This window comes from Dyella subtropica (assembly GCF_026283965.1).
Taxonomy (GTDB): Bacteria; Pseudomonadota; Gammaproteobacteria; order Xanthomonadales; family Rhodanobacteraceae; genus Dyella_D; species Dyella_D subtropica.
On the sequence record NZ_JAPDPD010000006.1, the window covers coordinates 70,031 to 91,863 of the forward strand.

A 21,833-nucleotide genomic window follows, 5' to 3' on the forward strand; every position below is an offset into this window, starting at 1 on the left:
ACGGCGTCGACAGAGCATGCCTTTAACTAGATATAGGAAGGCCGCCCAACGAGGCAGGCCATTAGCTTGCGGATACCCTGTTTCATGGCAAAAAACCTGCTCATCGTCGAATCGCCCGCCAAGGCCAAGACGATCAACAAATACCTCGGCAAGGACTTTCAGGTCCTGGCCTCTTACGGTCACGTGCGTGACCTCAGACCGAAGGAGGGTGCGGTCGACCCCGAGCACGGCTTTGCCATGGCTTATGAGGTGATCGACCGCAACGAGAAACACGTCGAAGCGATCGCCAAGGCCGCCAAGCTCGCCGACGACATCTACCTCGCGACCGACTTGGATCGCGAAGGCGAGGCGATCAGCTGGCACATCAGCGAGATCCTGAAAGAGCGCGGCCTCACCGAGGGCAAGCACCTGCACCGCGTGGTGTTCTCCGAAATCACCCCGAAGGCGATCAAGGCCGCCGTGGCCGCCCCCCGCCAGCTGTCGCACGACCTGGTCGATGCGCAGCAGGCGCGCCGTGCGCTGGATTACCTGGTCGGCTTCAACCTGTCGCCGGTGCTGTGGCGCAAGGTGCAGCGCGGCCTGTCCGCCGGCCGTGTGCAGAGCCCGGCGCTGCGTATGATCGTGGAGCGCGAGGAAGAGATCGAAGCCTTCATCGCGCGGGAGTACTGGAGCATCGAGGCCGCCCTGCGTCATCCGGAAGGCGATTTCAGCGCCAGGTTGACCAAGCTCCACGGCAAGAAATTCGAACAGTTCGACCTCACCAACGAAGCCGACGCCCTGGCCGCTCGCGCGGCGCTGAAGGAGGCCGCGCACGGCCGCCTTACCGTCAGCGACGTGGGCAGCAAGGAGCGCAAGCGCCGCCCGGCACCGCCGTTCACCACCTCCACCCTGCAGCAGGAGGCCGCGCGCAAGCTCGGCTTCTCCACCAGCCGCACGATGAAGATCGCGCAAGGCCTGTATGAAGGCGTGTCGCTGGGTAGCGAGGGCAACGTCGGCCTGATCACCTACATGCGTACCGACTCGGTGGCGCTGTCGGAAGATGCCGTTGTGGAACTGCGCCAGTTGATCGCGCGCGACTACGGCACCAAGGCGCTGCCGGATCATGCGCAGGTCTACAAGTCCAAGTCCAAGAACGCGCAGGAAGCGCATGAAGCCGTGCGCCCGACCTCGGCCATGCTCACCCCGCGCGAAGTCGCCGGCTTCCTCAACGAAGAGCAGCGCAAGCTGTATGAGTTGATCTGGAAGCGCACCGTGGCCTGCCAGATGGCCCACGCGACGCTGAACACGGTGTCGGTGGATTTCGCGCTCAAGCACGTTGCTGGCGGCGATGCTGCCTTCCGCTCGACGGGTACGACGGTAGTCGACCCGGGCTTCCTCGCCGTGTACGAGGAAGGACGCGACCAGAAGAGCGCCGAGGACGAGGACGAAGGCCGTCGCCTGCCGCGCCTGGTCGTGGGCGAGCAGGTCGCGCTACACGACATCGTCGCCGATCAGCACTTCACCGAGCCGCCGCCGCGCTACTCCGAAGCCAGCCTGGTGAAGGCGTTGGAAGAGCATGGCATTGGCCGCCCGTCGACCTACGCCAGCATCATCCAGGTGCTGTTGAACCGTGAATACGTGCTGCTCGACAGCCGTCGCTTCAAGCCGACCGACATCGGTCGCGCGGTTGGCAAGTTCCTCACCCAGCACTTCACCCGCTACGTCGACTACGACTTCACCGCCAAGCTCGAAGACGAGCTGGACGCGGTGAGCCGTGGCGAGGAAGCCTGGGTGCCGCTGATGGAGCGCTTCTGGCAGCCATTCAAGCAGCAGGTCGATGAAAAGACCGAGACCGTCGACCGCAGCGAAGCCACTGGTGCACGCGAGCTGGGCACAGACCCGAAGACCGGCAAGCCGGTATCGGTGCGTCTGGGTCGCTACGGGCCGTACGCGCAGATCGGCGACAAGGATCAGGACGAGAAGCTGCAATTCGCCTCGCTGCGCACCGGCCAGAGCATGCACACCATCACGCTGGAGGATGCACTGGAGCTGTTCAAGCTGCCGCGCAAGCTCGGCCAGGCCGAGAACGGCGACGAGGTAAGCGTGGGCGTGGGCCGCTTCGGTCCGTTCGTGAAGCAGGGCAGCACCTACGCCTCGCTCAAGCCCGAGGATGACCCGTACACCATCGAGCTGCCGCGCGCCCTGCAGATCGTGCAGGAGAAGCTGGAGATGCTGGCCAACCGCATCATCCTGGACTTCGGCACCGGCGTGCAGGTGCTCAACGGCCGCTTCGGTCCGTACATCACCGACGGCGAAAAGAACGCACGCATTCCCAAGGACCAGGAGCCGAAGGAGCTGACCGAGGCGCAGTGTCTCGAACTGCTCGCCGCGGCACCGGTCAAGAAGGGGCGTGGGTCGTTCAAGAAGACAGCGGCGAAGAAGGCCGCCGCCAAGAAGGCTGCGCCCGCGGCCAAGAAAGCGGCCGCGAAGAAAGCGCCCGCCAAAAAGGCTGCTGCCAAAAAGGCGGCGACCAAGAAGACTGGGACGAAGAAGACGGCGACCAAAAAAGCCGCCGCCAAGAAGGCAACGGCCAAGAAAGCCGACGCCTGAGGTGGCTCGGCTATTCACCCTTGCCCAGCTCGATGACGCCGCCGCGCTGTTGCGCGGCGGCGGCGTACTCGCTTATCCGACCGAGGCGGTCTATGGGTTGGGCTGCGATCCGCATGACCGCGCGGCGTTCGAGCGGTTGTTCGCACTCAAGCGCCGTCCGCCCGCCCAAGGCGTGTTGTTGATCGCCGCGGACTTTGCCCAGGTCGAGCGTTACATCGATCTCGCTGCCGTACCGTCCAGCGCGCTGGCGCAGGCGAAGGCCAGTTGGCCCGGGCCGAACACTTGGATCTTTCCGCGTTCGGCCGAAGTGCCCGATTGGATTGCCGGCGCGCATGCCGGTATCGCGTTGCGGGTCACGGCCCACGCTCCGGCGGCCGCGTTATGTCGGGCTTTCGGTGGCGCGTTGGTCTCCACCAGCGCCAATCCGCACGGAGAGCCGCCGGCACGCTCGGCAGCGACGGTCCAGACCTACTTCGGCCAGGCTCTTGAGGGTCTGCTGGACGCCCCACTGGGCGGGTTGGAGCGTCCCACGGCCATACGGGACGCCCTCACCGGCGCTATCATTCGCCCCTGACCTCGAACCGGTTCGTTGGGCCAGCCTTCGTCAGCGGCCATAGGGAGCCTGAATCGGTTTTGCATGCCGCTGGTGTTGGTAGGGAGTGATTCAGCGGCGGTCGCGAGGATGGGGGAACCTCGCCGGGTCCAATCCGTACCCAGCGTCGCCGGCTCTGAATGGGCCGGCCCCATGCTTCATTACCTGCAAGGGACCACAGGGAGACAGCCGCTTGGCCATCGTTTACGACAGCTATCGCCACGACCTCGCCGCCACCGGCCTGCCGCTGCTCGCCGCCGGCCATCCTTCGCGCACGGTGGCCTGGCACGACGGCCAACCGGTGAGCGCAGCGCAATTTCTGGCCCATGTGCAGCAAGTAGTGGCGATGCTGCCTACCGGCTCGGCGGCGGTGAATCTGTGCGAAGACCGCTACGCCTTCCTGGTCGCTTTCTGCGCCATTGCCCTGCGCGGCCAAGCCAACCTGTTGCCTTCGTCGCGCGCACCGCAGGCCGTGGTCGATGTGATGGCTAGCTACCCCGGCAGCTACGCCTTGGGCGAGCAAGCATTAGAGCCGGCACCCCCCGGTTACCACCGCATGCCTCTGCTCGATGCATTGCCGGCGCAGGATGAAACCTTCGTGGCGCCGTTGATCCCATCCGACCAGGTGGTGGCGATCGGCTACACCTCCGGTTCCACTGGTGTACCCAAGACGTATCCCAAGACTTGGCGCAGTTTTCACGCCAGCAACGCCGGCAACTTGCGCGTGTTGCGTGCCTTGGTCGGAGAGCGTTTCGGCGTGGTCGCCACGGTGCCGCCGCAGCACATGTACGGCATGGAGACGTCGGTACTGCTGCCCCTGCTGAGCGACGTCGGCGTGCACGCGGGCCGCCCATTTTTCCCCGCCGACATTGCGGCCGCGCTTAGTGAGATGCCCGGCCCACGCGTGTTGGTGATCACGCCGATCCATCTGCGCGCGTTGGTCGAGTCGGGCGTGGCACTGCCGCCGATCGCGGCGATGGTGTCCGCCACCGCACCGATGCCGCCGGAACTGGCGCAGACGGCCGAACAGCGCTTCGGCGCACCGCTGCTGGAAGTGTTCGGCTCCACCGAGACGTGCGTGATCGCCTCCCGTCGCGCGGCGGCCGATGAGCCGTGGGCGTTGTACGAAGGCGTGCATTTGCACCCGCAGCCGGATGGCACGGCGGTCGAGGCGCCGCAGTTGGAGCAGCCGATCACGCTGGCCGACATCGTTAGCCTGCAGGACGGTGGCCGCCGCTTCCGCCTGTGTGGCCGCCATGCCGATCTGTTGGAGATTGCCGGTAAGCGCGCCTCGCTCGGTGATCTCACTCGCCGCCTGCTGGCGATTCCCGGCGTGCAGGACGGCGTGATGTTTCAGCTCGACGGCGACGTTATCGGCGTGAAACGCGTCGCCGCACTGGTGGTGGCGCCGGGACTGGATGAGCACACCATCCTCGACGCGCTGCGCCGCTCCGTCGAGCCTGTGTTCCTGCCGCGACCGCTACGTTTGGTCGATGCATTGCCCCGCAATGAAACCGGCAAGCTGCCGCGCGCGGCGCTGCTGGATCTGCTCGGTCATCACGCCTGACCGAACCTCTACATCACCGGTTTCCCGCTGCGGGCAGTGCACCCAGCTGCCCCAGCAGCTGTTTCGCCAGCACCACCCGTTTGGGTGCATCGCCGACCTTGGCCAGGTCGACGTTCAACGCAAAGAACCAGCGCCGACCGTCACGCTCCACCCAACCCACGTACCAACCCAATCCATCCTTCGTGGCGTTCTGGGCGGCCTCCGAGCCGAAGCCGGTTTTGGCGTGGAGCACGTAGCCAGGCTGCGCCTCGGTGATGGAGATGCGCCGCACGGTCTCTTGCGCGCGCGGCGAGAACGACAGCTTGTCGTCGGCCAGGCGGCGTAGGAAATCTACCTGCTGTTCAGCGCTGATGCGCAGTTTGCCGCTCAGCCAGAATTGGTCGATGCCGCCGCCGATATCGCGGTTGCCATAGCCCTCCTTGTTAATCCATGCCTGCATACGCTGCTCGCCCGCGCGGCGTGCCACCGCCTGGTAGAACCACACGGTGGAGTAGCGCATGCCGCTGGCGAGACTGTTGTCGCGATTCCATTCCGCGACGGGCGCTCCCGCAAGCTCGCGCATCTTGCCATCCCAACGGATCAGCTCGTATTCGTCTTTGACCGCGCCGGTATCCAGCGCCACCAGCGCATTGAACAGCTTGAAGGTCGACGCCGGTAGATAGCCGTGGCGCGCCCGCTCGGCATCCACCACATGCCAGGCGTCGGCCTTCTCGTCGTACACCAGCATCGTGCCTTTCAGCCCGGCTTGGGCGAACGCGGCCTGCCATTCGGGATGCTCGTGCCAAGGGGCGGCCCGTGCGGTCAGGCTGAAACCGACCAGGGTGAGCAGAAACAAGCCAAGCGAGGCATAGCGGGGCATCGAAATCTCCTGCGGTGTGTTCCGTTCCAAGTGGTGGCGAGCATAGGTCGTTCATCCCGCTACCACGCGTCACAAATCTGGCCGTGGGCGGGCGCGCACCCAGTACAATGCCGCGCTGCGTCATCGGACGCGGTCTATATAGCGGAGCAAGGCATGAAAGTTCTGGTCATCGGCAACGGCGGGCGCGAGCACGCTTTGGCGTGGAAGCTCAAGCAGTCGCCGCGCGTCACTGAAGTGATCGTGGCCCCGGGCAACGCCGGTACCGCGCATGAGCGTGGCGTGCGCAATGCCGACGTGGCCGTGACCGACCTGGACGGTCTGCTCAAGCTGGCCCGCGACGAAAAGATCGAACTCACCGTGGTTGGCCCCGAGGTACCCCTGGTAGCCGGCGTGGTCGACAAGTTCCGCACCGCTGGCCTGCGCATCTTCGGGCCGCGCGCGATCGCTGCGCAGCTGGAGGGCTCCAAGGCTTTCGCCAAGGATTTCCTGCTTCGCCACAACATTCCCACCGCGCGCTATGCGGTATTCACCCAGCTCAATCCGGCGCTGGCCTATGTGCAAAAGCACGGCGCGCCGATCGTGATCAAGGCTGATGGCCTGGCGGCCGGCAAGGGTGTGGTCGTCGCACTGACTCTGGCCGATGCCGAACAGGCGCTGCACGACATGCTGGGTGCACATAGCTTCGGCGACGCCTCCGCTCGCGTGGTGATCGAGGAATTCCTCGATGGCGAGGAAGCCAGCTACATCGTCATGAGCGACGGCAGCCACGCGCTGCCCATGGCCAGCAGCCAGGACCACAAGCGCCGCGATGAGGGCGACCTCGGCCCGAACACCGGCGGCATGGGCGCGTACTCGCCCGCGCCGGTCGTTACGCCAGAGGTCGAAAAGCGCATCCTCAAGGAAGTGATCGAGCCGACCTTGCGCGGCATGGCCTCCGAGGGCGCCCCCTTCATCGGGTTCCTCTACGCCGGCCTGATGATCGACCAGAGCGGCGCGCCCAAAGTCATCGAATTCAACGTGCGTTTCGGCGATCCTGAAACCCAGCCGATCATGATGCGGCTGAAGTCCGACCTGGTCGGACTGATCGAGGCTGCGCTCGACGGGCAGCTGCATCACACGTCGATCCATTGGGACCCGCGCCCATCCATCGGCGTGGTGATGGCGGCCGGTGGCTATCCCGGCAAGGTGAAGAGTGGTGACGTCATCACCGGCCTCGACGCCGATGTCGGCGCCGACGCGAAGGTGTTTCACGCCGGTACCAAGCTGGATGCGCAAGGCCAGGCTGTTACTGCCGGCGGTCGCGTGCTTACGGTCTGCGCGTTGGGCAAGGACATTGCCGCTGCGCGCGAGCATGCCTATGCGGCGATATCGAAGATCCGCTTCGATGGCGCGTTCTGCCGACGCGACATTGCGCATCGGGCATTGCATCGCGGCTGACGCGCGAGAGGACGCCTAGGGCTGCGCGGCGTCAGAAAGCGCCCACTCGGCCGCTTTGCGCGCGTGGATGCTGGTCGTGTCGAACAGGGGAAACGAGGCATCCTGTGGCCCGATCAGCAGCGAAATTTCCGTGCAGCCAAGAATGACGCCTTGCGCGCCCTGATCCGCCAGGTCGGCCATGATCCTGCGGTACTCGGCGCGCGATGCGTCGACCACCTTTCCGACGCAAAGCTCCTCGTAGATCACGCGATGGATGATTTCACGGTCGCGCGCTTCGGGCACCAGCACTTGAAGCCCATGCCGATCGCGTAGCCGATCCTTGTAGAACGCCTGCTCCATGGTGAAGCGGGTGCCGAGCAGGCCGACCGTCGCCAAGCCCGCTTCCTTGATGACCTCCGCAGTCGGGTCGGCAATATGGAACAACGGAATGCGCACGGAGGATTCGATGGCCGCGGCCACCTTGTGCATGGTGTTCGTGCACAGAACGAGGAAATCCGCGCCGGCCGATTCAAGCGATCGCGCTGCGTCGCCGAGCAAGGCGCCCGCGGTATCCCAGTCACCGGCATGTTGCAGCCGTTCCACTTCGTGGAAGTCGACGCTGTACAAAATCACCTTCGCCGAGTGGAGGCCGCCCAGGTGCTCGCGAATCGTTTCGTTGATCTGCCGGTAATAGGGCACGGTGGATTCCCAGCTCATACCGCCAATCAAGCCGATGACTTTCACTGAACTTCTCCGCGCGAAGGGGGCGATCGTTGAAATTATCAGGTCGACAATGCCAGTTGGCGGTTCGTGCCCGGGGCCAGCATTTTTGCGCGGTGTGTGCCGGCCGTGGTGCGATGTGGAAACGGCTTTCACGTTACGCTATCGCTCGAACCTCCCGCTAAGGACCCGCATGAGTCAGTTCGCCCTGCTAGGCAGTCGCCGTTTCGCGCCTTTTTTCTGGACCCAGGCGCTGGGTGCGTTCAACGACAACGCATTCCGCAATGCGTTGCTGGTCATGGTGGCGTTCCAGATGGGGCTGGATGATCACGCGGTGTCGCTTTACTCGAGCCTGGCGCCGGCACTATTCATCCTGCCGTACTTCCTGTTTTCCGCGACGGCCGGACAGTTGGCGGAAAAGTACGAGAAGACGCGCATCATCCGCTTCGTGAAGCTGTTCGAGATCGGCGCGATGGTGCTGGCAGCGATCGGTTTCTATACGCACCACGTCACCTTGCTGTTGGTGGTGCTGTTCCTGATGGGCATGCATTCCACCGTGTTCGGCCCGATCAAGTACGCCATCTTGCCGCAGGCATTGAAGCCGCAAGAGCTGGTGGGCGGCAACGGCCTGGTGGAGATGGGCACACAGCTGGCGATGCTGATTGGCATGATCGTTGGCAGTTCGTTGGTGCGGATCGCCGGGTTTGGGCCGATGGTGGCGTCCGCAGCCACCATCCTGATTGCGATCGTGGGCTATTTCGCTTGCCGGCGGATTCCGCTGGCGCCTGCCACTGCGCCCGAGCTGCATTTCAGCTGGAACCCCTATGCCGAAACCGCCAGAGTGCTGAGGCTGACCCGTGGCAACAAAGCGGTGTTCAACGCGGTGCTGGGCATTTCGTGGTTCTGGTTTTTCGGTACGGTATTGATCACGCAGTTGCCGAACTACACGCGCATCCATCTTGGTGGTGACAGCTCGGTATACACGCTGGTGCTGACCTTGTTCTCGCTGGGTACTGGCATAGGTTCACTGCTGTGCGAACGGATGTCTGGCCGGCGGGTGGAGGTGGGTCTGGTACCGCTGGGCGCTTTTGGTCTGACGCTTTTCGGGGTTGATCTGTACTTCGCGCGGGCTGGCCTGGCGCCGGTGCCCGGGCTGGATTGGCTGGCTTTTCTGCGTGCCGCCGGCAGCTGGCGCATCGCGCTGGATCTCGCCCTGATCGGCGTATTCGCCGGCTTCTTCGTGGTGCCACTGTTTGCCTTCGTGCAGAGCCGCACGCCGCGCGAACAGCTGTCGCGAGTGATCGCCGGGAACAACATCATCAACGCGTTGTTTATCTGCCTGGCGTCGGGTTTCGGGCTTGGCTTGAGCATGCTGGGTCTGCATCCGTCGCAGATCTTCCTGGCGGCGGCCGTGCTCAACGTGGTCGTGGCGACGTACATCTTCACCCTGGTGCCCGAGTTCCTGATGCGTTTCATCACCTGGGTGCTGGTGAATACGCTGTACCGGGTGCGCGTGGATGGCACGCAAAACATCCCGGAAGAAGGGCCGGCGCTGCTGGTGTGCAACCACGTGAGCTTCATGGACCCGTTGCTGCTCATGGCGAACCTGCGCCGGCCGGCGCGCTTTGTCATGTACTACAAAATTTTCAATATTCCGTTGCTCAACTTCGTGTTCCGTACGGCCAAGGCCATCCCCATCGCAGGGCAGAAGGAAGATGCCGAGGTGCTGCAGCGAGCCTACGAAGCAGTGGATGCCGCGCTGGCCGACGGTGAGGTGGTGTGCATCTTTCCCGAGGGTGGGCTGACCAAGGATGGCGAGATCGCACCGTTTCGCCCTGGCGTAGCGCGCATCCTCGAGCGCCGCTCGGTGCCGGTGGTGCCGATGGCGTTGCGCGGTCTATGGGGCAGCGTGTGGAGTCGGCGCGACACGATGCTGCATCGCGCGCGATTGCCGCGCCGCTTCAGGGCGCGCGTGGAGTTTGTAGTGGGGGAGCCGATTGACGCTGCCGAGGCGCGTACCGCCGCGGTGGAGTCGCGGGTGCGGGATCTGCGCGGTGACTTCGCGTAGCTAGGGGTACAGGGTTCGCCCTGCTTACGACCGTGACGTTGCCGGCTTAGCTCAACCAGCCGGCGAGCACGATCAGCGCGACCACGCTAAGCCATGCCAGCAAGGCGCGCAGCAGCGCACTGCGCAGGCGACGCAGCTCGGCCAGGACATCGCTGCGCTCCTCGGCATAGCCGTCGCCAGCTTCGATGTCGATCTGGATGTCCGCGCGTGCCGCAGCGCCCAGGAAGCCCGGGCCTTCGCGCAGCCAGCTGCTTGGCAAGGCTTGCTGGTGCCACTGGCGCCAGGCGCCGATCACGGCGTCCCAATGGCCGACCAGCGCCAGGGTGAACACCATCAACTGCGCCGGCAGCCAGTCCAAGCCATGCGCAAACGCGCGCGACAGCGAGCGGGCTTCCGGGTCCAGTCCCAGTGAGGCATCGCGCCCCAGCGTCTGTGCCAGCCGATACAGCAGCGCGCCAGCCGGGCCGAGCGCGAAGAACCACAGCAGCACGCCGAAGCGGCGGCGCAACGCGGCATAGGCCGCTGCTTCACCTACGGCAACGGCGTTCCAGGCGACGGGATCGCCGTCGTCCGACAGCGCCTGCGCTGCGGCTTCACGGCTGGCGCCATCCGGTGCTTTCAGGATGGCTTCGAGATCAGCTTCATAGGCATGCGGGCCGAAGCAGTAAAGCAGCACGACCAACGAAAAGATCAGCCTCAGCAGATCGGCCATCGGCAGCAGGCGGATTGACCAGATCGCCAGAAGGCACAAGGCCACTGGAACGAGCAGGGTGAGCAGTACGCGACCCGGGCCGCTGGTATCGGCGAGTTGCGCTACCCAGCGCCGAAAACCGCCATCGCCGCGCCAATGTGCAAGCTGAGGCTGCAAGTGCAGCAGACCGAGGGCGATGAGGGCGGTGAGCAGGCTGACGGCCATGTATGCGGACTCCCTTGCGATGTCCGCATTGTAGCGACGTGGGCATGCACTCTGTATGCGCATGGCGCCGCTGTGGACGGATGTCGAGCAGGTTGTCCGGACTCAGCTTTGAGTTGACGCCTCGCGCGCGAGCCGCGTCTCTTCAATGAGGGCATCGAGGTCGAGGCCAGCGCGCAGCTGCAGCCAATGCGACAACAAACGATAGGAGACTGACAGCGGCGGCGAAGCGAGGAAACTGCCGTCCGTCAGGCCGTCGACGATCTGCTGTGGGGTAAACCAGCGTGCCTCTTCAAGCTCGTCATCGCGCAGATGGATCACGGGCGACACGGCTTTGGCCATGAAGCCAACCATCAGTGAGGCGGGCAACGGCCAAGGTTGTGAGGAGTGGTAGTGCACGTCGCCGACGATCACGCCGGATTCCTCGGCCACTTCGCGGCGCACGGCATCTTCCAACGCTTCGCCTGGTTCGACGAAACCGGCCAACGTGGAATAGCGGCCCTTCGGCCAGCCGGCTTGGCGGCCGAGCAGGCAGGCGCCTTCGTGCTCGACCAGCACGATGATGGCGGCATCGGTGCGCGGAAAGTGCAGGCGCCCGCAATCGGCATTGGTGCATTGCGCGCGGTGGCCAGCGGCGACCAGGACCAGCGGCGATCCGCAGCGGGCGCAGAACTGCGTTTCGCGTTGCCAGTGGGCCAGGCCTTTGGCATAGGCGAACAAACCGGCTTCGGCAGCGGGCAGGTGCAGACCGGCTTCGCGCAGGCCTGCACGACGAGCGTCGAGCTTGGCTTCCAGTGCGGCGGCGCGTTCGCCGTCGTCAACCGACAGCATGAAATGCGGCCGCTTGCCGGCAAAGCCGAGCAGGCTGGCCTTGAGATCTCCGAGCAGGCCTTCGCGCTCGTTGGCATTGAGCCAGCGCAGGGTTTCCTGATCGCGTTGCAGATAGGTTTCGCCCAGCCCGTCGAGCAGGATATAGCGCGCATCGGCCGAAGCCGCCTGCTCGTTGACCCATGCCGTTTCGTCGCGGCGCTCGGCGACGCGATCAAGAATCAAGCTGAGGCCGGCGAAGGTGTTGGGGCGCGGCAGGGTGATGCTGTCCATGCCCATGCAGTTCTCAGGTGGAGAAGGAGGAGCCGCAGCCGCAGGTGGTCTTGGCGTTGGGATTGCGAATGACGAACTGCGAGCCGCTGAGACTTTCGGCGTAGTCGATCTCCGCCCCGGTGAGGTATTGCAGCGAGAGCGGATCGACCACCAGGGTTACGCCCTCGCGCTGCAGCGCGAAATCGTCCTCGGCCTGGGCTTCATCGAAGGTGAAGCCGTACTGGAAGCCGGAGCAACCACCACCGCTGATATACACGCGCAGCTTCAACGAGGGATTGCCCTCTTCGAGAATCAGCTCGTGCACTTTGCGCGCGGCAGCCTCGGTGAACACCAGCGGGGCGCCGGCGCTGCGATAGTCGGGAACGGTAGGGAAAGGTACGACGGTATCCATTGCTGTCTTATGGGGGCACTACGGGTAGGCCACAAGGATAACGCGTTCAGGCGGGTACGGCTTCGGCCCCGTTCAGTTCGGGCGCGGGAAGTTCGCGGAGGGATTCGCCGGTGTGGTGCGACATGCGGCCGTTGACCTGCGCACCGGCCGCCATCTCCAGCGTGTTGTAGCTGACGTCGCCGACGACGCGCGCTTGCGGTGCCAGTTCCAGCCGTTCACTGACCTGGATATCGCCTTGCACGGGGCCGTTGATGATGGCGTGCGGTACGCGGATATCGCCTTGCACGTGACCTTGCTCGCTCAGAGTGAACACGGCATCCGGGCCTTCGCCCAGTACGGCGCCTTCGATGCGGCCGTCCAGGTGTAGCGCGCCGTTGAAACGCAGGTCGCCGCGAATCACGGTGCCGCGGGCGATCAGGCTGGTGTCGTGGCTGGTACTGGCGCGTTCGTTGCGCTTACGGCTGAGCATCGTGATCCCCTTGCGTCGTCGTGATATTGCCGGTGAGGGCGTCGTTCCAGGCCACGGTGCGGCCGGTGGCCTCGTCGCCGGTGGGTTGCACGCTGATGCGCAGGCGGTTCGGGCGGACATCGGCGGGCAGCACCATGGTGGCGTGCAGCTCCTGGAAATATTTGAAGCGGAACGGCAGGCCGTCCTTTTGTGCGGTATCGCCGAGCGCGGGCCAATCCAGTTGCACGACTTTGTCGGCGCGCAATCCCTCCACGCTCACCATGATCTTGCCGCTGACTTCCTCGCCGTGCTTGGCGTTCTGGGTCAAGCTGAGAGTGAGGTTCCAACCGTGCGTGCCGGCGATGGGCTGCAGTTTGACCTCCTGCACCTTGAGCCCTTCGCGCTGCGCATCGCCACCGACCAGTCGCGCGTAGAAGCCGAGGTCCGCGCGCAGGCCGCTGATTTCCTCCTCGCGCTCGGCAAGCGTGCCGCGCAAAGAGCGAGTGGCGATGTCGGTGACCTGCGCCGCGCGCTGCAGGTTGGACACCTGCTGCTTGAGGTCGTCGTTCTGTGCGGCGAGCGCCTGTACCTGGCGATGCTCGGTGGCGGCCGGTGTGGCGTGGCGTACCGTCAGGCCGACAATCAGGCCGGTGGCCAGCAGGCTGCCCAGCCACGCCAGCCCGAGCCATAGCCAGCGACGCTGGTCGGCGGTGTCATGCGGGCGCACGACGAAGCGCGGTGGTGGGCGTGAAGCCATGCAGGGCTGTCCCGGGGAAAAACACGGTATAGCCGCGCTGCGCTTGGACCGTCAAGGAACCGCCGCACGCTTCGACACGGCGTGCGGCGGATTCAGGGTTTCCGAACTCAACGATCAAATGGTGCCGTGTTCAACTGGACATCTTGCTTTGCAGATAGCGCTCGGCGCCGATGTCCTTGACCAGGCTGAGCTGGGTCTCCAGCCAATCGATGTGCTCTTCCTCATCGTGCAGGATGGTCTTGAACATGTCGCGGCTGATGTAGTCGGCGATGCCTTCGCTATAGGCGATGCCTTCACGCAAGTCCTTTACCGCGGCCATTTCGAGGTCGAGGTCGCCCTGAATGCATTCGAGCACGTTCTCACCGATGCGCAGCTTGCCCAGATGCTGCAGGTTGGGCAGACCCTCGAGAAACAGAATGCGCTCGATCAGGTGATCGGCATGTTTCATTTCCTCGATCGATTCCTTGTACTCGTGCTCAGCCAGCTCCCCGTAGCCCCAGTCCTTGAACATGCGGTAGTGCAGGAAATACTGGTTGATCGCGGTGAGCTCGTTGTAGAGCACCTTGTTGAGGAATTCGATGACCTTGGCGTCGCCCTTCATGATCCTAATCTCCAGACAGCTACAAGCCTGGAACTATACGGATTCCGGCGTCGGGATGACGGAACGCAAATGGAAATAGTTCGCTCGTGCGAGCGGACACGGCAATGCCGGCATGTATCGCCACAAATAGTGAAAGGGTTGCGCTCAGGCCGTGATGACGGGGAGCTGCAACAGCACCTGTTCCACGGCTTTGTCGAGGGTGGTGCGTGCTTCCTGCTCGCAGCAGCCACAGCAGTCGGAGCAGCCTGTACGCGCCTGCAGCTCGGCAAAGCTATGCACACCATCAGCCGCGGCGCGGCGGATGTCGTGGTCAGTGACGGCGTTGCACATGCAGATATACATGCGGCATATGGGAACGCAAATGCGAATGATTGTCAAACAGTAAAAAGAGGAGCCGCCATGGAGCGTTCAGGCAGCCTGACGACCCGGGCGTGGACCGGGTCCGCCGCCGGCATCGTCGGGATGCGGCAGATTGCCGAGCTGCACGCTTAGCAGGGTTTCCACCAGCGGGGCGAACTGGCGTAGCGCACGCTCGTAAACCTGGCGCTTGAAGTTGACCACATGGTTGGCCGGGTACCAGAAATCCACCCAGCGCCAGATATCGAACTCTGGCTTCTCGCAGGCATCGAGGCACAGTGCGTCTTCCCCGCCCACCAGCTTGAGCAGGAACCACACCTGCTTCTGACCGATGCAGGTCGGACGCTGGTGATGGCGGATATAGCGGCTAGGCAGCTTGTAGCGCAGCCATCCGCGGGTGGCGCCAATGACCTCGACGTCGCACGGGGAGAGGCCGGTTTCTTCTTCCAGTTCGCGATACATGGCTTCCAGCGGCGTCTCGTCGCTGCGCATGCCGCCTTGGGGGAACTGCCAGCCGTCACGATTGACGCGGCGCGCCCAAAACAGGCGGCCGTCTGCGTTCAGCAGTACGATGCCAACATTCGGACGGTAGCCATCGACGTCGATCATGTCTTCTCCTCGGGACTGTCAGTGCGTGCCATAGGGCCGGCAACACCTTGTTCCCGCGACTGATTCAACCACAGCGCCTAAAGGCGCAGCAAGCGAAGGCTTGAACCGGAAGGGCGAGACCACTAAACTGCCGGGCCCTCGCCCAGGCACCCCACGTCTGGCAGCGACGACCTCACCGTGGCTAGGTAGCTCAGATGGTTAGAGCGCGGCACTCATAATGCTGAGGTCGGCGGTTCGATCCCGCCTCTAGCCACCATTCGTTGCGTTTGTTGCGCATCGGAGAGAGAAGAAACCGCGCTTGCCGCGGTTTTTTTGTGCCTGCGTGAGGCGCTGGCGGGCTAAAACGATCGGTGCGCAGGCGCCAGCGTTAGAATGTCACCATGCATATCTTCAAGATTTTCCAGATCGAAGCCGCCCACCGGCTGCCAAATGTGCCGCCCGGTCACAAGTGCGCGCGGCTGCACGGCCATTCCTTTTGCATCGAGATTCACGTATGCGGCGAGCCCGATCCGACACTTGGCTGGGTGATGGACTTCGCCGACGTGAAGGCGGCCTTTGCACCGCTCTACGACCGGCTCGACCACCACTACCTTAACGACATCGAGGGTCTGGAAAATCCGACCAGCGAGATGCTTGCTCGGTGGATATTCCAGCGTCTGGAGCCGAGCCTTCCTGGTTTGGACAAGGTCGTGGTGCATGAGACTTGTACTTCGGGCGCTAGCTGCAGTCGTGCGAGTTTTTGACGCGACGCGGCATTTCACAATCTCGTCATAAATGATTGCAATACGTGAATTTTTTCCTACGCGGAGATCCCTTCACGAAAAATATATTGCAATGCACAAAATCCATTGTTAGGCTTGCTCCACTACCCTAATTCCCGCCGAGGGAGCAAGCCATGTCGCAGCAACTCAACACTCAGATTTTTGCGTACGCCAAGCAACTGACCGATAACGCCTTCAAGGCGCAGTCGGTGGCCCTCAAGGGCCTGGAAAAGGTCGCCGAGCTGCAGATCAAGGCGCTCGAGAAGCAGTCCCAGGTCACCGCCGACTTCATCACCGAAGCGTTCGAGACCCGCGATGCCGAGGGCCTGCGCGGTTTGTGGGAGAAGGGCACCGCGTTGAGCCGCGAGAATGCCGAGCGCGCGGTCGCCGTGACCCAGGAAATCATCGCCGTGACCCAGAAGACGGCTGAGTCGCTCAACGCGCTCGCGCAGGAACAGCAGCAGGCTGCCAACGACGCCGTGGCGGCGCCGGTGGCTGCGGTCAAGAAAGCTGCTTCCGTCAAGTAATCCGCGCTTCAACGTCGCTCTCCCTCAGTGACGCGCTAGGCCGGACTGGCTTCCAGTCCGGCCTTTTTCTTGCGCGCTAGTCAGCCCGGCGGGCACGTGCCGGTTCGCCCGAACATGAACTTCATGGCCAGTAGGACAAGTCGCGGCTTGTCGCTCCAAACGCCTCACTGATATACTTTTTGGGATTGGACCGTGGCCCGCAGCTGGATCGGTGCCGCCTAGTGCGAAGCCGCGCGGGAACCTCACGTGCTTAACAGTCTTGCCTCCGGACGTCGTCTTGCGCTGCGCATCATCGTGCTGCAGCTCATCGTGGCGGTACTCGTTGGCCTCGTCTTCCTGATGCAGGGGCTCCGCGAAGCGTTAGCGGCCGCTGCTGGCGCCGCCATCGTGGCGCTGGGTACCGCGCTGCTGGCTGCGCGTACCTTTTCGGGGCTGGGCGGTGGCGGCATGACCATGGGCCACGTGTTGTCAGGCATGGTCTTGAAGTGGATCGCGATCGGCGGAGGGCTGGTCATGATCCTTGGTCAATACAAACTGCCGCCACTGGCCGCTTTAACGGGGCTGGTGGCTGCGTACGCGATAAATCTGCTGGCGTTCAGATTCAAGGGTTGAGACATGGCAAGCGAGCCGCAGGGCGGTCTAACCGAATACATCACGCATCACCTTCACCACAATGTGGTGAGCCTAGGTGATAGCAGCTTCATGAAGCTCCACCTGGATTCGCTGGTGGTGTCCTTTGTGCTGGGTGTACTGTTCTGTCTGTGGTTCTGGCTGAAGGCCCGCAAGGCGACCTCCGGCGTGCCGTCCAAGGGTCAGGCCCTGGTGGAGCTGATCGTCGAGTTCGTCGATACCCAAGTGAAGGACACCTTCCACGGCGACCGCCGTACGGTGACCCCGTTGGCGCTGTCGATCTTCATGTGGGTGGTGTTTCTGAACTCGATGGACTTGCTCCCGCTGGATGCCCCTAGCTGGGGTGTTAAGGCTGTTGCAGGCGCAGAAACTGCGCATCACACCTTCTTCCGCTGGGTGCCGACCGCCGATATCAACACCACTATGGGGCTGGCCTTGGCCGTGTTCTTCATCGTGTTGGGCCATGGCATGAAGGCCAAGGGTGCGCTCGGTTTTGGTAAGGAGCTGATGACGGCCCCATTCCACGCCGACAACCTTGTTGTCAAGATCATCCTGGTGCCGTTCAACTTCGTGCTCAACGTCGTCGAATACCTGTCTAAGCCGGTGTCGCTCGCGATGCGACTGTTCGGCAACATGTACGGCGGCGAGTTGGTGTTCATGCTGATTGCGGGTCTGTTCGCGAGCTGGCTGAGCTTCCTGCCTGGTGTGCTGTTCAATACCGCATGGGCGATCTTCCACATCCTGATCATCCTGCTGCAGGCATTCATCTTCATGATGCTGACGATCGTCTACATCGCGACAGCACGCGAACACCATTGACGCTTTTTGCTCCATTTCGTTTTCGTTTCATCTCGTTTCTTTCTAACCAATAACCCGTTACCGATTTACAGGAGAACACCATGGAACTCATGCAGCAGATCGCACACGTGCAGGGTATGACCGCCATTGCCATCGGCATCATCATCGGCCTCGGCGCACTGGGCGCTTGCTTGGGTATCGCCATCATGGGTTCCAAGTTCCTCGAGTCCGCGGCTCGCCAGCCGGAGCTGGTACCGCTGCTGCAGGGTCGTATGTTCCTGCTCGCCGGCCTGATCGATGCGGCATTCATCATCGGCTTGGCCGTGGCGCTGCTGTTCGCGTTCTCGAACCCGCTGGTGGCGCTGGTCAAGACTGCGGTTGGCGGCTGATCAAACGCGAAATAGTTACCGCAGCGGTCGAGTGCCGCTGCGGTAATCGGCGGTCCCACGCGTTACCGGAGTATTTGGAAAGCTCATGAATATCAATCTGACTTTCCTGGGCCAAATGGTGTCGTTCGCCATCCTGGTCTGGTTCACCACCAAGTTCATTTGGCCGCAGCTCAACGCCGCGATCGAAGAGCGTCAGAAGAAGGTTGCCGAAGGTCTGGCCGCCGCCGAACGCGCGCACGCCGAACTCAAGGACGCCGACGCCAAGGTCGCCGTCGAGATCAAGCAGGCCCGTCAGCAGGCTGCCGAGATCATCGAGAAGGCGCAGCAGCAGGCCAACCAGATCGTCGACAAGGCACGCGTCGATGCGGTGGCCGAAGCCGCCCGTCTGAAGGTCGCCGCCGCTGACGAGATTGTCAGCATGCAGCAGCGCGCTCGTGAAGAGCTACGCGGCTGGGTCGGTCGTCTCGCCGTGCAGGGCGCCGAAAAGATCGTGCAGCGCGAAGTCGACGCCTCGGCCCACAAGGCCATGCTCGACCAACTCGCAGCCGAGATCTAAGCCATGGCCCAGGCAATCACTCTCGCCCGCCCGTACGCCCGCGCCGCTTTCGAGTTGGCCGATGCATCCGGTGCGTTGGCTGCGTGGTCGCAGGCGCTGACCTTCGCCGCCGCGGTGGCGAAGGATCCTCGCGTCGCCGGCCTCGGCAACGATCCGCGCGTACTGGCTTCTCAGTTGGTTGCACTGCACCTGCCGCAGGGCATGGGCAGTGACGCGCCGTTCGCGATGTTCCTGGGCGAGCTGGCCGAGCATCGCCGCATGGCCTTGCTGCCGGAAGTGGCTGATTTGTTCGAAACCTACAAGCGCGAGTCCGAGTCGCAGTTGCTGGTCAAGGTGACCAGCGCGATGGCTCTGGACGTTGCGCAGGCCGAGCAGCTGAAGACCTCGCTGAAGCGCCGCTTCAAGCGCGAGATCGAACTGGAAACCCAGGTCGATGCCTCGCTGCTCGGTGGCGTGGTGATCGACACCGGCAGCGAAGTGATCGACGGCTCCGTCCGTGGCCGCCTGGCGCGCTTATCCAGCGCGCTGACGGCATAAATTCAAAATCTCAGGATAACGACCATGTCCAGCACCACTCTGAATCCGTCCGAGATCAGCGAACTGATCAAGAGCCGTATCGAGCAGTTCAAGCTCGGCGCGGAAGCACGCAACGAGGGCACGATCATCAGCGTGTCCGACGGCATCGTGCGCATCCACGGCCTCGCCGATGTGATGCAGGGCGAAATGATCGAACTGCCGGGCAGTTCCTATGCGCTGGCACTGAACCTCGAGCGCGACTCGGTTGGCGCCGTGGTGCTGGGCGAATACCAGCATCTGCGCGAAGGTGACACCGCCAAGACCACCGGCCGCATTCTTGAAGTTCCGGTGGGTCCGGAGCTGCTGGGCCGCGTTGTCGACTCGCTCGGTAACCCGATCGACGGCAAGGGTCCGCTCAATGCCAAGCTCAGCTCGCCGATCGAAAAGGTCGCGCCGGGCGTGATCTGGCGTAAGTCGGTCGATGAGCCGGTGCAGACCGGTTACAAGTCCGTCGACTCGATGATCCCGATCGGCCGTGGCCAGCGTGAGCTGATCATCGGCGACCGCCAGACCGGTAAGACCGCGCTGGCTATCGACGCGATCATCAACCAGAAAGATTCCGGCATTAAGTGCATCTACGTCGCCATCGGCCAGAAGCGCTCGTCGATCGCTAACGTGGTGCGCAAGCTCGAAGAGAACGGCGCGCTCGCCAACACCATCATCGTGGTGGCCTCGGCCTCCGAGTCGGCCGCGCTGCAGTACATCGCGCCGTACTCCGGCTGCGCCATGGGCGAGTACTTCCGCGACCGCGGGCAGGACGCGCTGATCATTTATGACGATCTGTCCAAGCAGGCCGTGGCCTATCGTCAGATCTCGCTGTTGCTGAAGCGCCCCCCGGGCCGTGAGGCTTACCCGGGCGACGTGTTCTATCTCCATTCCCGTCTGCTCGAGCGCGCTTCCCGCGTGTCCGAGGAGTACGTCGAGAAGTTCACCAACGGCGAAGTGAAGGGCAAGACCGGTTCGCTGACGGCGCTGCCGATCATCGAGACCCAGGCCGGCGACGTGTCCGCGTTCGTGCCGACCAACGTGATCTCGATTACCGACGGTCAGATCTTCCTCGAGACCGACCTGTTCAACGCCGGTATCCGTCCGGCCGTGAACGCCGGTATCTCGGTGTCCCGCGTGGGCGGTGCTGCCCAGACCAAGATCGTCAAGAAGCTGTCCGGCGGCGTGAAGCTGGCCCTGGCGCAGTTCCGCGAGCTGGCCGCGTTCGCGCAGTTTGCCTCGGACCTCGATCCGGCGACCCGCGCTCAGTTGGACCGCGGTCAGCGCGTCACCGAGCTGATGAAGCAGAAGCAGTACGCGCCACTCTCGATCGCCGAGCTGGCACTGTCGGTGTACGCCGCCGAGAAGGGCTACCTGGATGACCTGCCGGTCAACAAGGTGCTGTCTTTCGAGAAGGGCCTGCATGCCTTCATGCACCAGAACCACGGCGAACTGATGAAGAAGATCGTCGCCACTGGTGACTGGAACAACGACATCGAAGCGACCTTCAAATCCTCGATGGACGAGTTCAAGAAGACTGGTAGCTGGTAAGAAGCGGTAAGAAGTGAGGAGTAAGGGGTAAGGAAGTGCAGGCGGCAACGCTCTCTTCCTGAGCTTGCGCAGCAAGCGGCCCACTTACTCCTTACAGCGCCGAAGGCGCGACTCACCCAAGCGAGCATAGCGAGCGAAAGAATGGCAAGCGGACGCGAAATCAAAACCAAGATCAAGAGCACGCAGAACATGCGCAAAGTGACGCGCGCGCTCGAAATGGTCTCGGCCTCGAAGATCCGCAAGGCGCAGGATCTGATGAAGGCGTCGCGTCCGTACGCGCGCCAGATGCGCAAGGTGATTGCCCATGTCGCCCAGGCGAGCACGGACTTCAGCCATCCGTTCCTGGTGCAGCGCGATCCTGTCGCGCGCGTCGGCTACGTGGTGGTCTCGACCGATCGCGGCCTCTGCGGCGGTCTGAACTCCAACATGTTCCGCCGCCTGCTGCCCGCCATTCGCGAATGGCAGGACAAGGGCGTCGAAGTCGACGTGGTGGCGGTGGGCCAGAAGGCCGTGCAGTTCTTCCGCCGCATCAAGGGTGTCAACTTGATCGGCAGCATCACCCACCTGGGTGAGAAGCCGAAGGTTGAGCAGCTGATCGGCGTGATCAAGGTCGTGCTGGACGCCTATACGGCCGGCAAGCTCGATCGGGTGTTCCTCGCCTACAACGACTTCGTCAATACCATGACGCAGAAGCCGTCGATCGAGGCGCTCCTGCCGCTGCCGCTGGTGGCGTCGGAACTGGAAGCGCATCAGGCAGCCGGCGAGTCAGCTTATGCGGGTATCAAGCTCGAGCAGGCCCACGACTGGGATTACATCTACGAACCGGATGCGGCGACCGTGCTGGAGCACGTGTTGGGCCGTTACATCGAGTCGGTGGTGTATCAAGGCGTGCTGGAAAACCTCGCCAGCGAACATGCTGCACGCATGGTGGCGATGAAGAGCGCATCCGACAACGCCAACAAGGTCATCGGCGAACTGACGCTGGTTTACAACAAGGCTCGCCAGGCCGCGATCACCCAGGAAATCTCTGAGATTGTGGGCGGCGCAGCGGCTGTGTAAGCCGCGCAGAAAC

24 protein-coding genes and 1 tRNA gene are annotated in these 21,833 nt (G+C 63.4%); 15 read left to right on the plus strand and 10 right to left on the minus strand.

All coding sequences use genetic code 11. The annotated features are described in order from the left end of the window. The first annotated feature begins 84 nt into the window (after nucleotides 1-84). From OUZ45_RS06600 to OUZ45_RS06610, 3 genes are all read left to right on the plus strand, one after another. Nucleotides 85-2,589, plus strand: a complete 2,505-nt coding sequence (locus OUZ45_RS06600) for a DNA topoisomerase I (protein WP_266169146.1) — start codon at nucleotides 85-87, stop codon at nucleotides 2,587-2,589. Between the two features lies 1 nt (nucleotide 2,590). Further along, entirely contained in the window at nucleotides 2,591-3,163 is a 573-nt protein-coding gene (gene tsaC, locus OUZ45_RS06605) for an L-threonylcarbamoyladenylate synthase type 1 TsaC (protein ID WP_266169147.1), read from the plus strand. Between the two features lie 211 nt (nucleotides 3,164-3,374). Next, nucleotides 3,375-4,748 carry an AMP-binding protein gene (locus tag OUZ45_RS06610; RefSeq protein ID WP_266169148.1) on the plus strand — a complete coding sequence of 458 codons (1,374 nt, stop codon included), beginning with the start codon at nucleotides 3,375-3,377 and terminating at the stop codon, nucleotides 4,746-4,748. A 13-nt stretch (nucleotides 4,749-4,761) separates the two neighbouring features. Here the strand turns inward: OUZ45_RS06610 and blaOXA are convergent, their stop codons facing one another. Next, the gene (blaOXA, locus tag OUZ45_RS06615) at nucleotides 4,762-5,607 is read right to left on the minus strand and encodes a class D beta-lactamase (RefSeq protein WP_266169149.1); all 846 of its coding nucleotides are present in this window, start codon (nucleotides 5,605-5,607) and stop codon (nucleotides 4,762-4,764) included. Nucleotides 5,608-5,760: 153 nt separating this feature from the next. Here blaOXA and purD point away from each other — a divergent pair, with 153 nt between their 5' ends. Continuing rightward, a complete protein-coding gene (gene purD / locus OUZ45_RS06620; RefSeq protein ID WP_266169150.1) occupies nucleotides 5,761-7,044 on the plus strand; it encodes a phosphoribosylamine--glycine ligase in 1,284 nt (427 codons plus the stop codon). A gap of 15 nt (nucleotides 7,045-7,059) precedes the next feature. On the opposite strand, the gene OUZ45_RS06625 is transcribed toward purD, so the two are convergent. Further along, the gene (locus OUZ45_RS06625) at nucleotides 7,060-7,767 is read right to left on the minus strand and encodes an aspartate/glutamate racemase family protein (RefSeq protein WP_266169151.1); all 708 of its coding nucleotides are present in this window, start codon (nucleotides 7,765-7,767) and stop codon (nucleotides 7,060-7,062) included. 169 nt (nucleotides 7,768-7,936) lie between these two features. Here OUZ45_RS06625 and OUZ45_RS06630 point away from each other — a divergent pair, with 169 nt between their 5' ends. Continuing rightward, nucleotides 7,937-9,811 (plus strand): MFS transporter, encoded by a 1,875-nt coding sequence (locus OUZ45_RS06630; protein ID WP_266169152.1) that lies wholly within the window; start codon nucleotides 7,937-7,939, stop codon nucleotides 9,809-9,811. Between the two features lie 46 nt (nucleotides 9,812-9,857). Here the strand turns inward: OUZ45_RS06630 and ampE are convergent, their stop codons facing one another. The 8 genes from ampE to OUZ45_RS06670 form a co-directional block, all read right to left on the minus strand. Next, nucleotides 9,858-10,727, minus strand: a complete 870-nt coding sequence (gene ampE, locus OUZ45_RS06635; RefSeq protein ID WP_266169153.1) for a regulatory signaling modulator protein AmpE — start codon at nucleotides 10,725-10,727, stop codon at nucleotides 9,858-9,860. 102 nt (nucleotides 10,728-10,829) lie between these two features. Next, a complete protein-coding gene (gene nudC, locus OUZ45_RS06640; RefSeq protein ID WP_266169154.1) occupies nucleotides 10,830-11,825 on the minus strand; it encodes an NAD(+) diphosphatase in 996 nt (331 codons plus the stop codon). A gap of 13 nt (nucleotides 11,826-11,838) precedes the next feature. Continuing rightward, nucleotides 11,839-12,216 (minus strand): iron-sulfur cluster insertion protein ErpA, encoded by a 378-nt coding sequence (gene erpA, locus OUZ45_RS06645; RefSeq protein WP_266169155.1) that lies wholly within the window; start codon nucleotides 12,214-12,216, stop codon nucleotides 11,839-11,841. 46 nt (nucleotides 12,217-12,262) lie between these two features. Continuing rightward, complete coding sequence (locus OUZ45_RS06650) at nucleotides 12,263-12,685, minus strand: bactofilin family protein (RefSeq protein WP_266169156.1); 423 nt, start codon at nucleotides 12,683-12,685, stop codon at nucleotides 12,263-12,265. After that, nucleotides 12,672-13,421 carry a DUF6776 family protein gene (locus tag OUZ45_RS06655; protein WP_266169157.1) on the minus strand — a complete coding sequence of 250 codons (750 nt, stop codon included), beginning with the start codon at nucleotides 13,419-13,421 and terminating at the stop codon, nucleotides 12,672-12,674. Before OUZ45_RS06655 ends, OUZ45_RS06650 begins: the two co-directional genes overlap by 14 nt. Before the next feature lie 130 nt (nucleotides 13,422-13,551). Beyond that, nucleotides 13,552-14,022, minus strand: coding sequence for a bacterioferritin (gene bfr, locus OUZ45_RS06660; protein WP_266169158.1), 471 nt, complete (start codon nucleotides 14,020-14,022; stop codon nucleotides 13,552-13,554). A 144-nt stretch (nucleotides 14,023-14,166) separates the two neighbouring features. Further along, entirely contained in the window at nucleotides 14,167-14,364 is a 198-nt protein-coding gene (locus OUZ45_RS06665) for a (2Fe-2S)-binding protein (protein ID WP_266169159.1), read from the minus strand. A 66-nt stretch (nucleotides 14,365-14,430) separates the two neighbouring features. Then, a complete protein-coding gene (locus OUZ45_RS06670; RefSeq protein ID WP_266169160.1) occupies nucleotides 14,431-14,988 on the minus strand; it encodes an RNA pyrophosphohydrolase in 558 nt (185 codons plus the stop codon). 179 nt (nucleotides 14,989-15,167) lie between these two features. Here OUZ45_RS06670 and OUZ45_RS06675 point away from each other — a divergent pair. The 10 genes from OUZ45_RS06675 (at nucleotide 15,168) to atpG (ending at nucleotide 21,820) form a co-directional block, all read left to right on the plus strand. Beyond that, nucleotides 15,168-15,244: transfer RNA gene (locus OUZ45_RS06675), tRNA-Met, on the plus strand. Between the two features lie 124 nt (nucleotides 15,245-15,368). After that, nucleotides 15,369-15,731 (plus strand): 6-carboxytetrahydropterin synthase QueD, encoded by a 363-nt coding sequence (gene queD, locus OUZ45_RS06680; RefSeq protein WP_266169161.1) that lies wholly within the window; start codon nucleotides 15,369-15,371, stop codon nucleotides 15,729-15,731. Between the two features lie 152 nt (nucleotides 15,732-15,883). Next, nucleotides 15,884-16,276, plus strand: coding sequence for a phasin family protein (locus tag OUZ45_RS06685; RefSeq protein ID WP_266169162.1), 393 nt, complete (start codon nucleotides 15,884-15,886; stop codon nucleotides 16,274-16,276). Between the two features lie 246 nt (nucleotides 16,277-16,522). Continuing rightward, nucleotides 16,523-16,888, plus strand: a complete 366-nt coding sequence (locus tag OUZ45_RS06690; protein WP_266169163.1) for a hypothetical protein — start codon at nucleotides 16,523-16,525, stop codon at nucleotides 16,886-16,888. Nucleotides 16,889-16,891: 3 nt separating this feature from the next. Next, nucleotides 16,892-17,725, plus strand: coding sequence for a F0F1 ATP synthase subunit A (gene atpB / locus OUZ45_RS06695; protein WP_266169164.1), 834 nt, complete (start codon nucleotides 16,892-16,894; stop codon nucleotides 17,723-17,725). An 80-nt stretch (nucleotides 17,726-17,805) separates the two neighbouring features. Then, on the plus strand, nucleotides 17,806-18,093 hold the full coding sequence (gene atpE / locus OUZ45_RS06700) for a F0F1 ATP synthase subunit C (RefSeq protein ID WP_266169165.1): 288 nt from the start codon (nucleotides 17,806-17,808) through the stop codon (nucleotides 18,091-18,093). Nucleotides 18,094-18,178: 85 nt separating this feature from the next. Then, complete coding sequence (locus OUZ45_RS06705; protein WP_266169166.1) at nucleotides 18,179-18,649, plus strand: F0F1 ATP synthase subunit B; 471 nt, start codon at nucleotides 18,179-18,181, stop codon at nucleotides 18,647-18,649. Between the two features lie 3 nt (nucleotides 18,650-18,652). Beyond that, a complete protein-coding gene (locus OUZ45_RS06710; RefSeq protein ID WP_266169167.1) occupies nucleotides 18,653-19,186 on the plus strand; it encodes a F0F1 ATP synthase subunit delta in 534 nt (177 codons plus the stop codon). 24 nt (nucleotides 19,187-19,210) lie between these two features. Next, the gene (gene atpA, locus OUZ45_RS06715; protein ID WP_266169168.1) at nucleotides 19,211-20,761 is read left to right on the plus strand and encodes a F0F1 ATP synthase subunit alpha; all 1,551 of its coding nucleotides are present in this window, start codon (nucleotides 19,211-19,213) and stop codon (nucleotides 20,759-20,761) included. A 141-nt stretch (nucleotides 20,762-20,902) separates the two neighbouring features. Then, entirely contained in the window at nucleotides 20,903-21,820 is a 918-nt protein-coding gene (gene atpG, locus OUZ45_RS06720; protein WP_266169169.1) for a F0F1 ATP synthase subunit gamma, read from the plus strand. The last annotated feature ends 13 nt before the right edge of the window (nucleotides 21,821-21,833 follow it).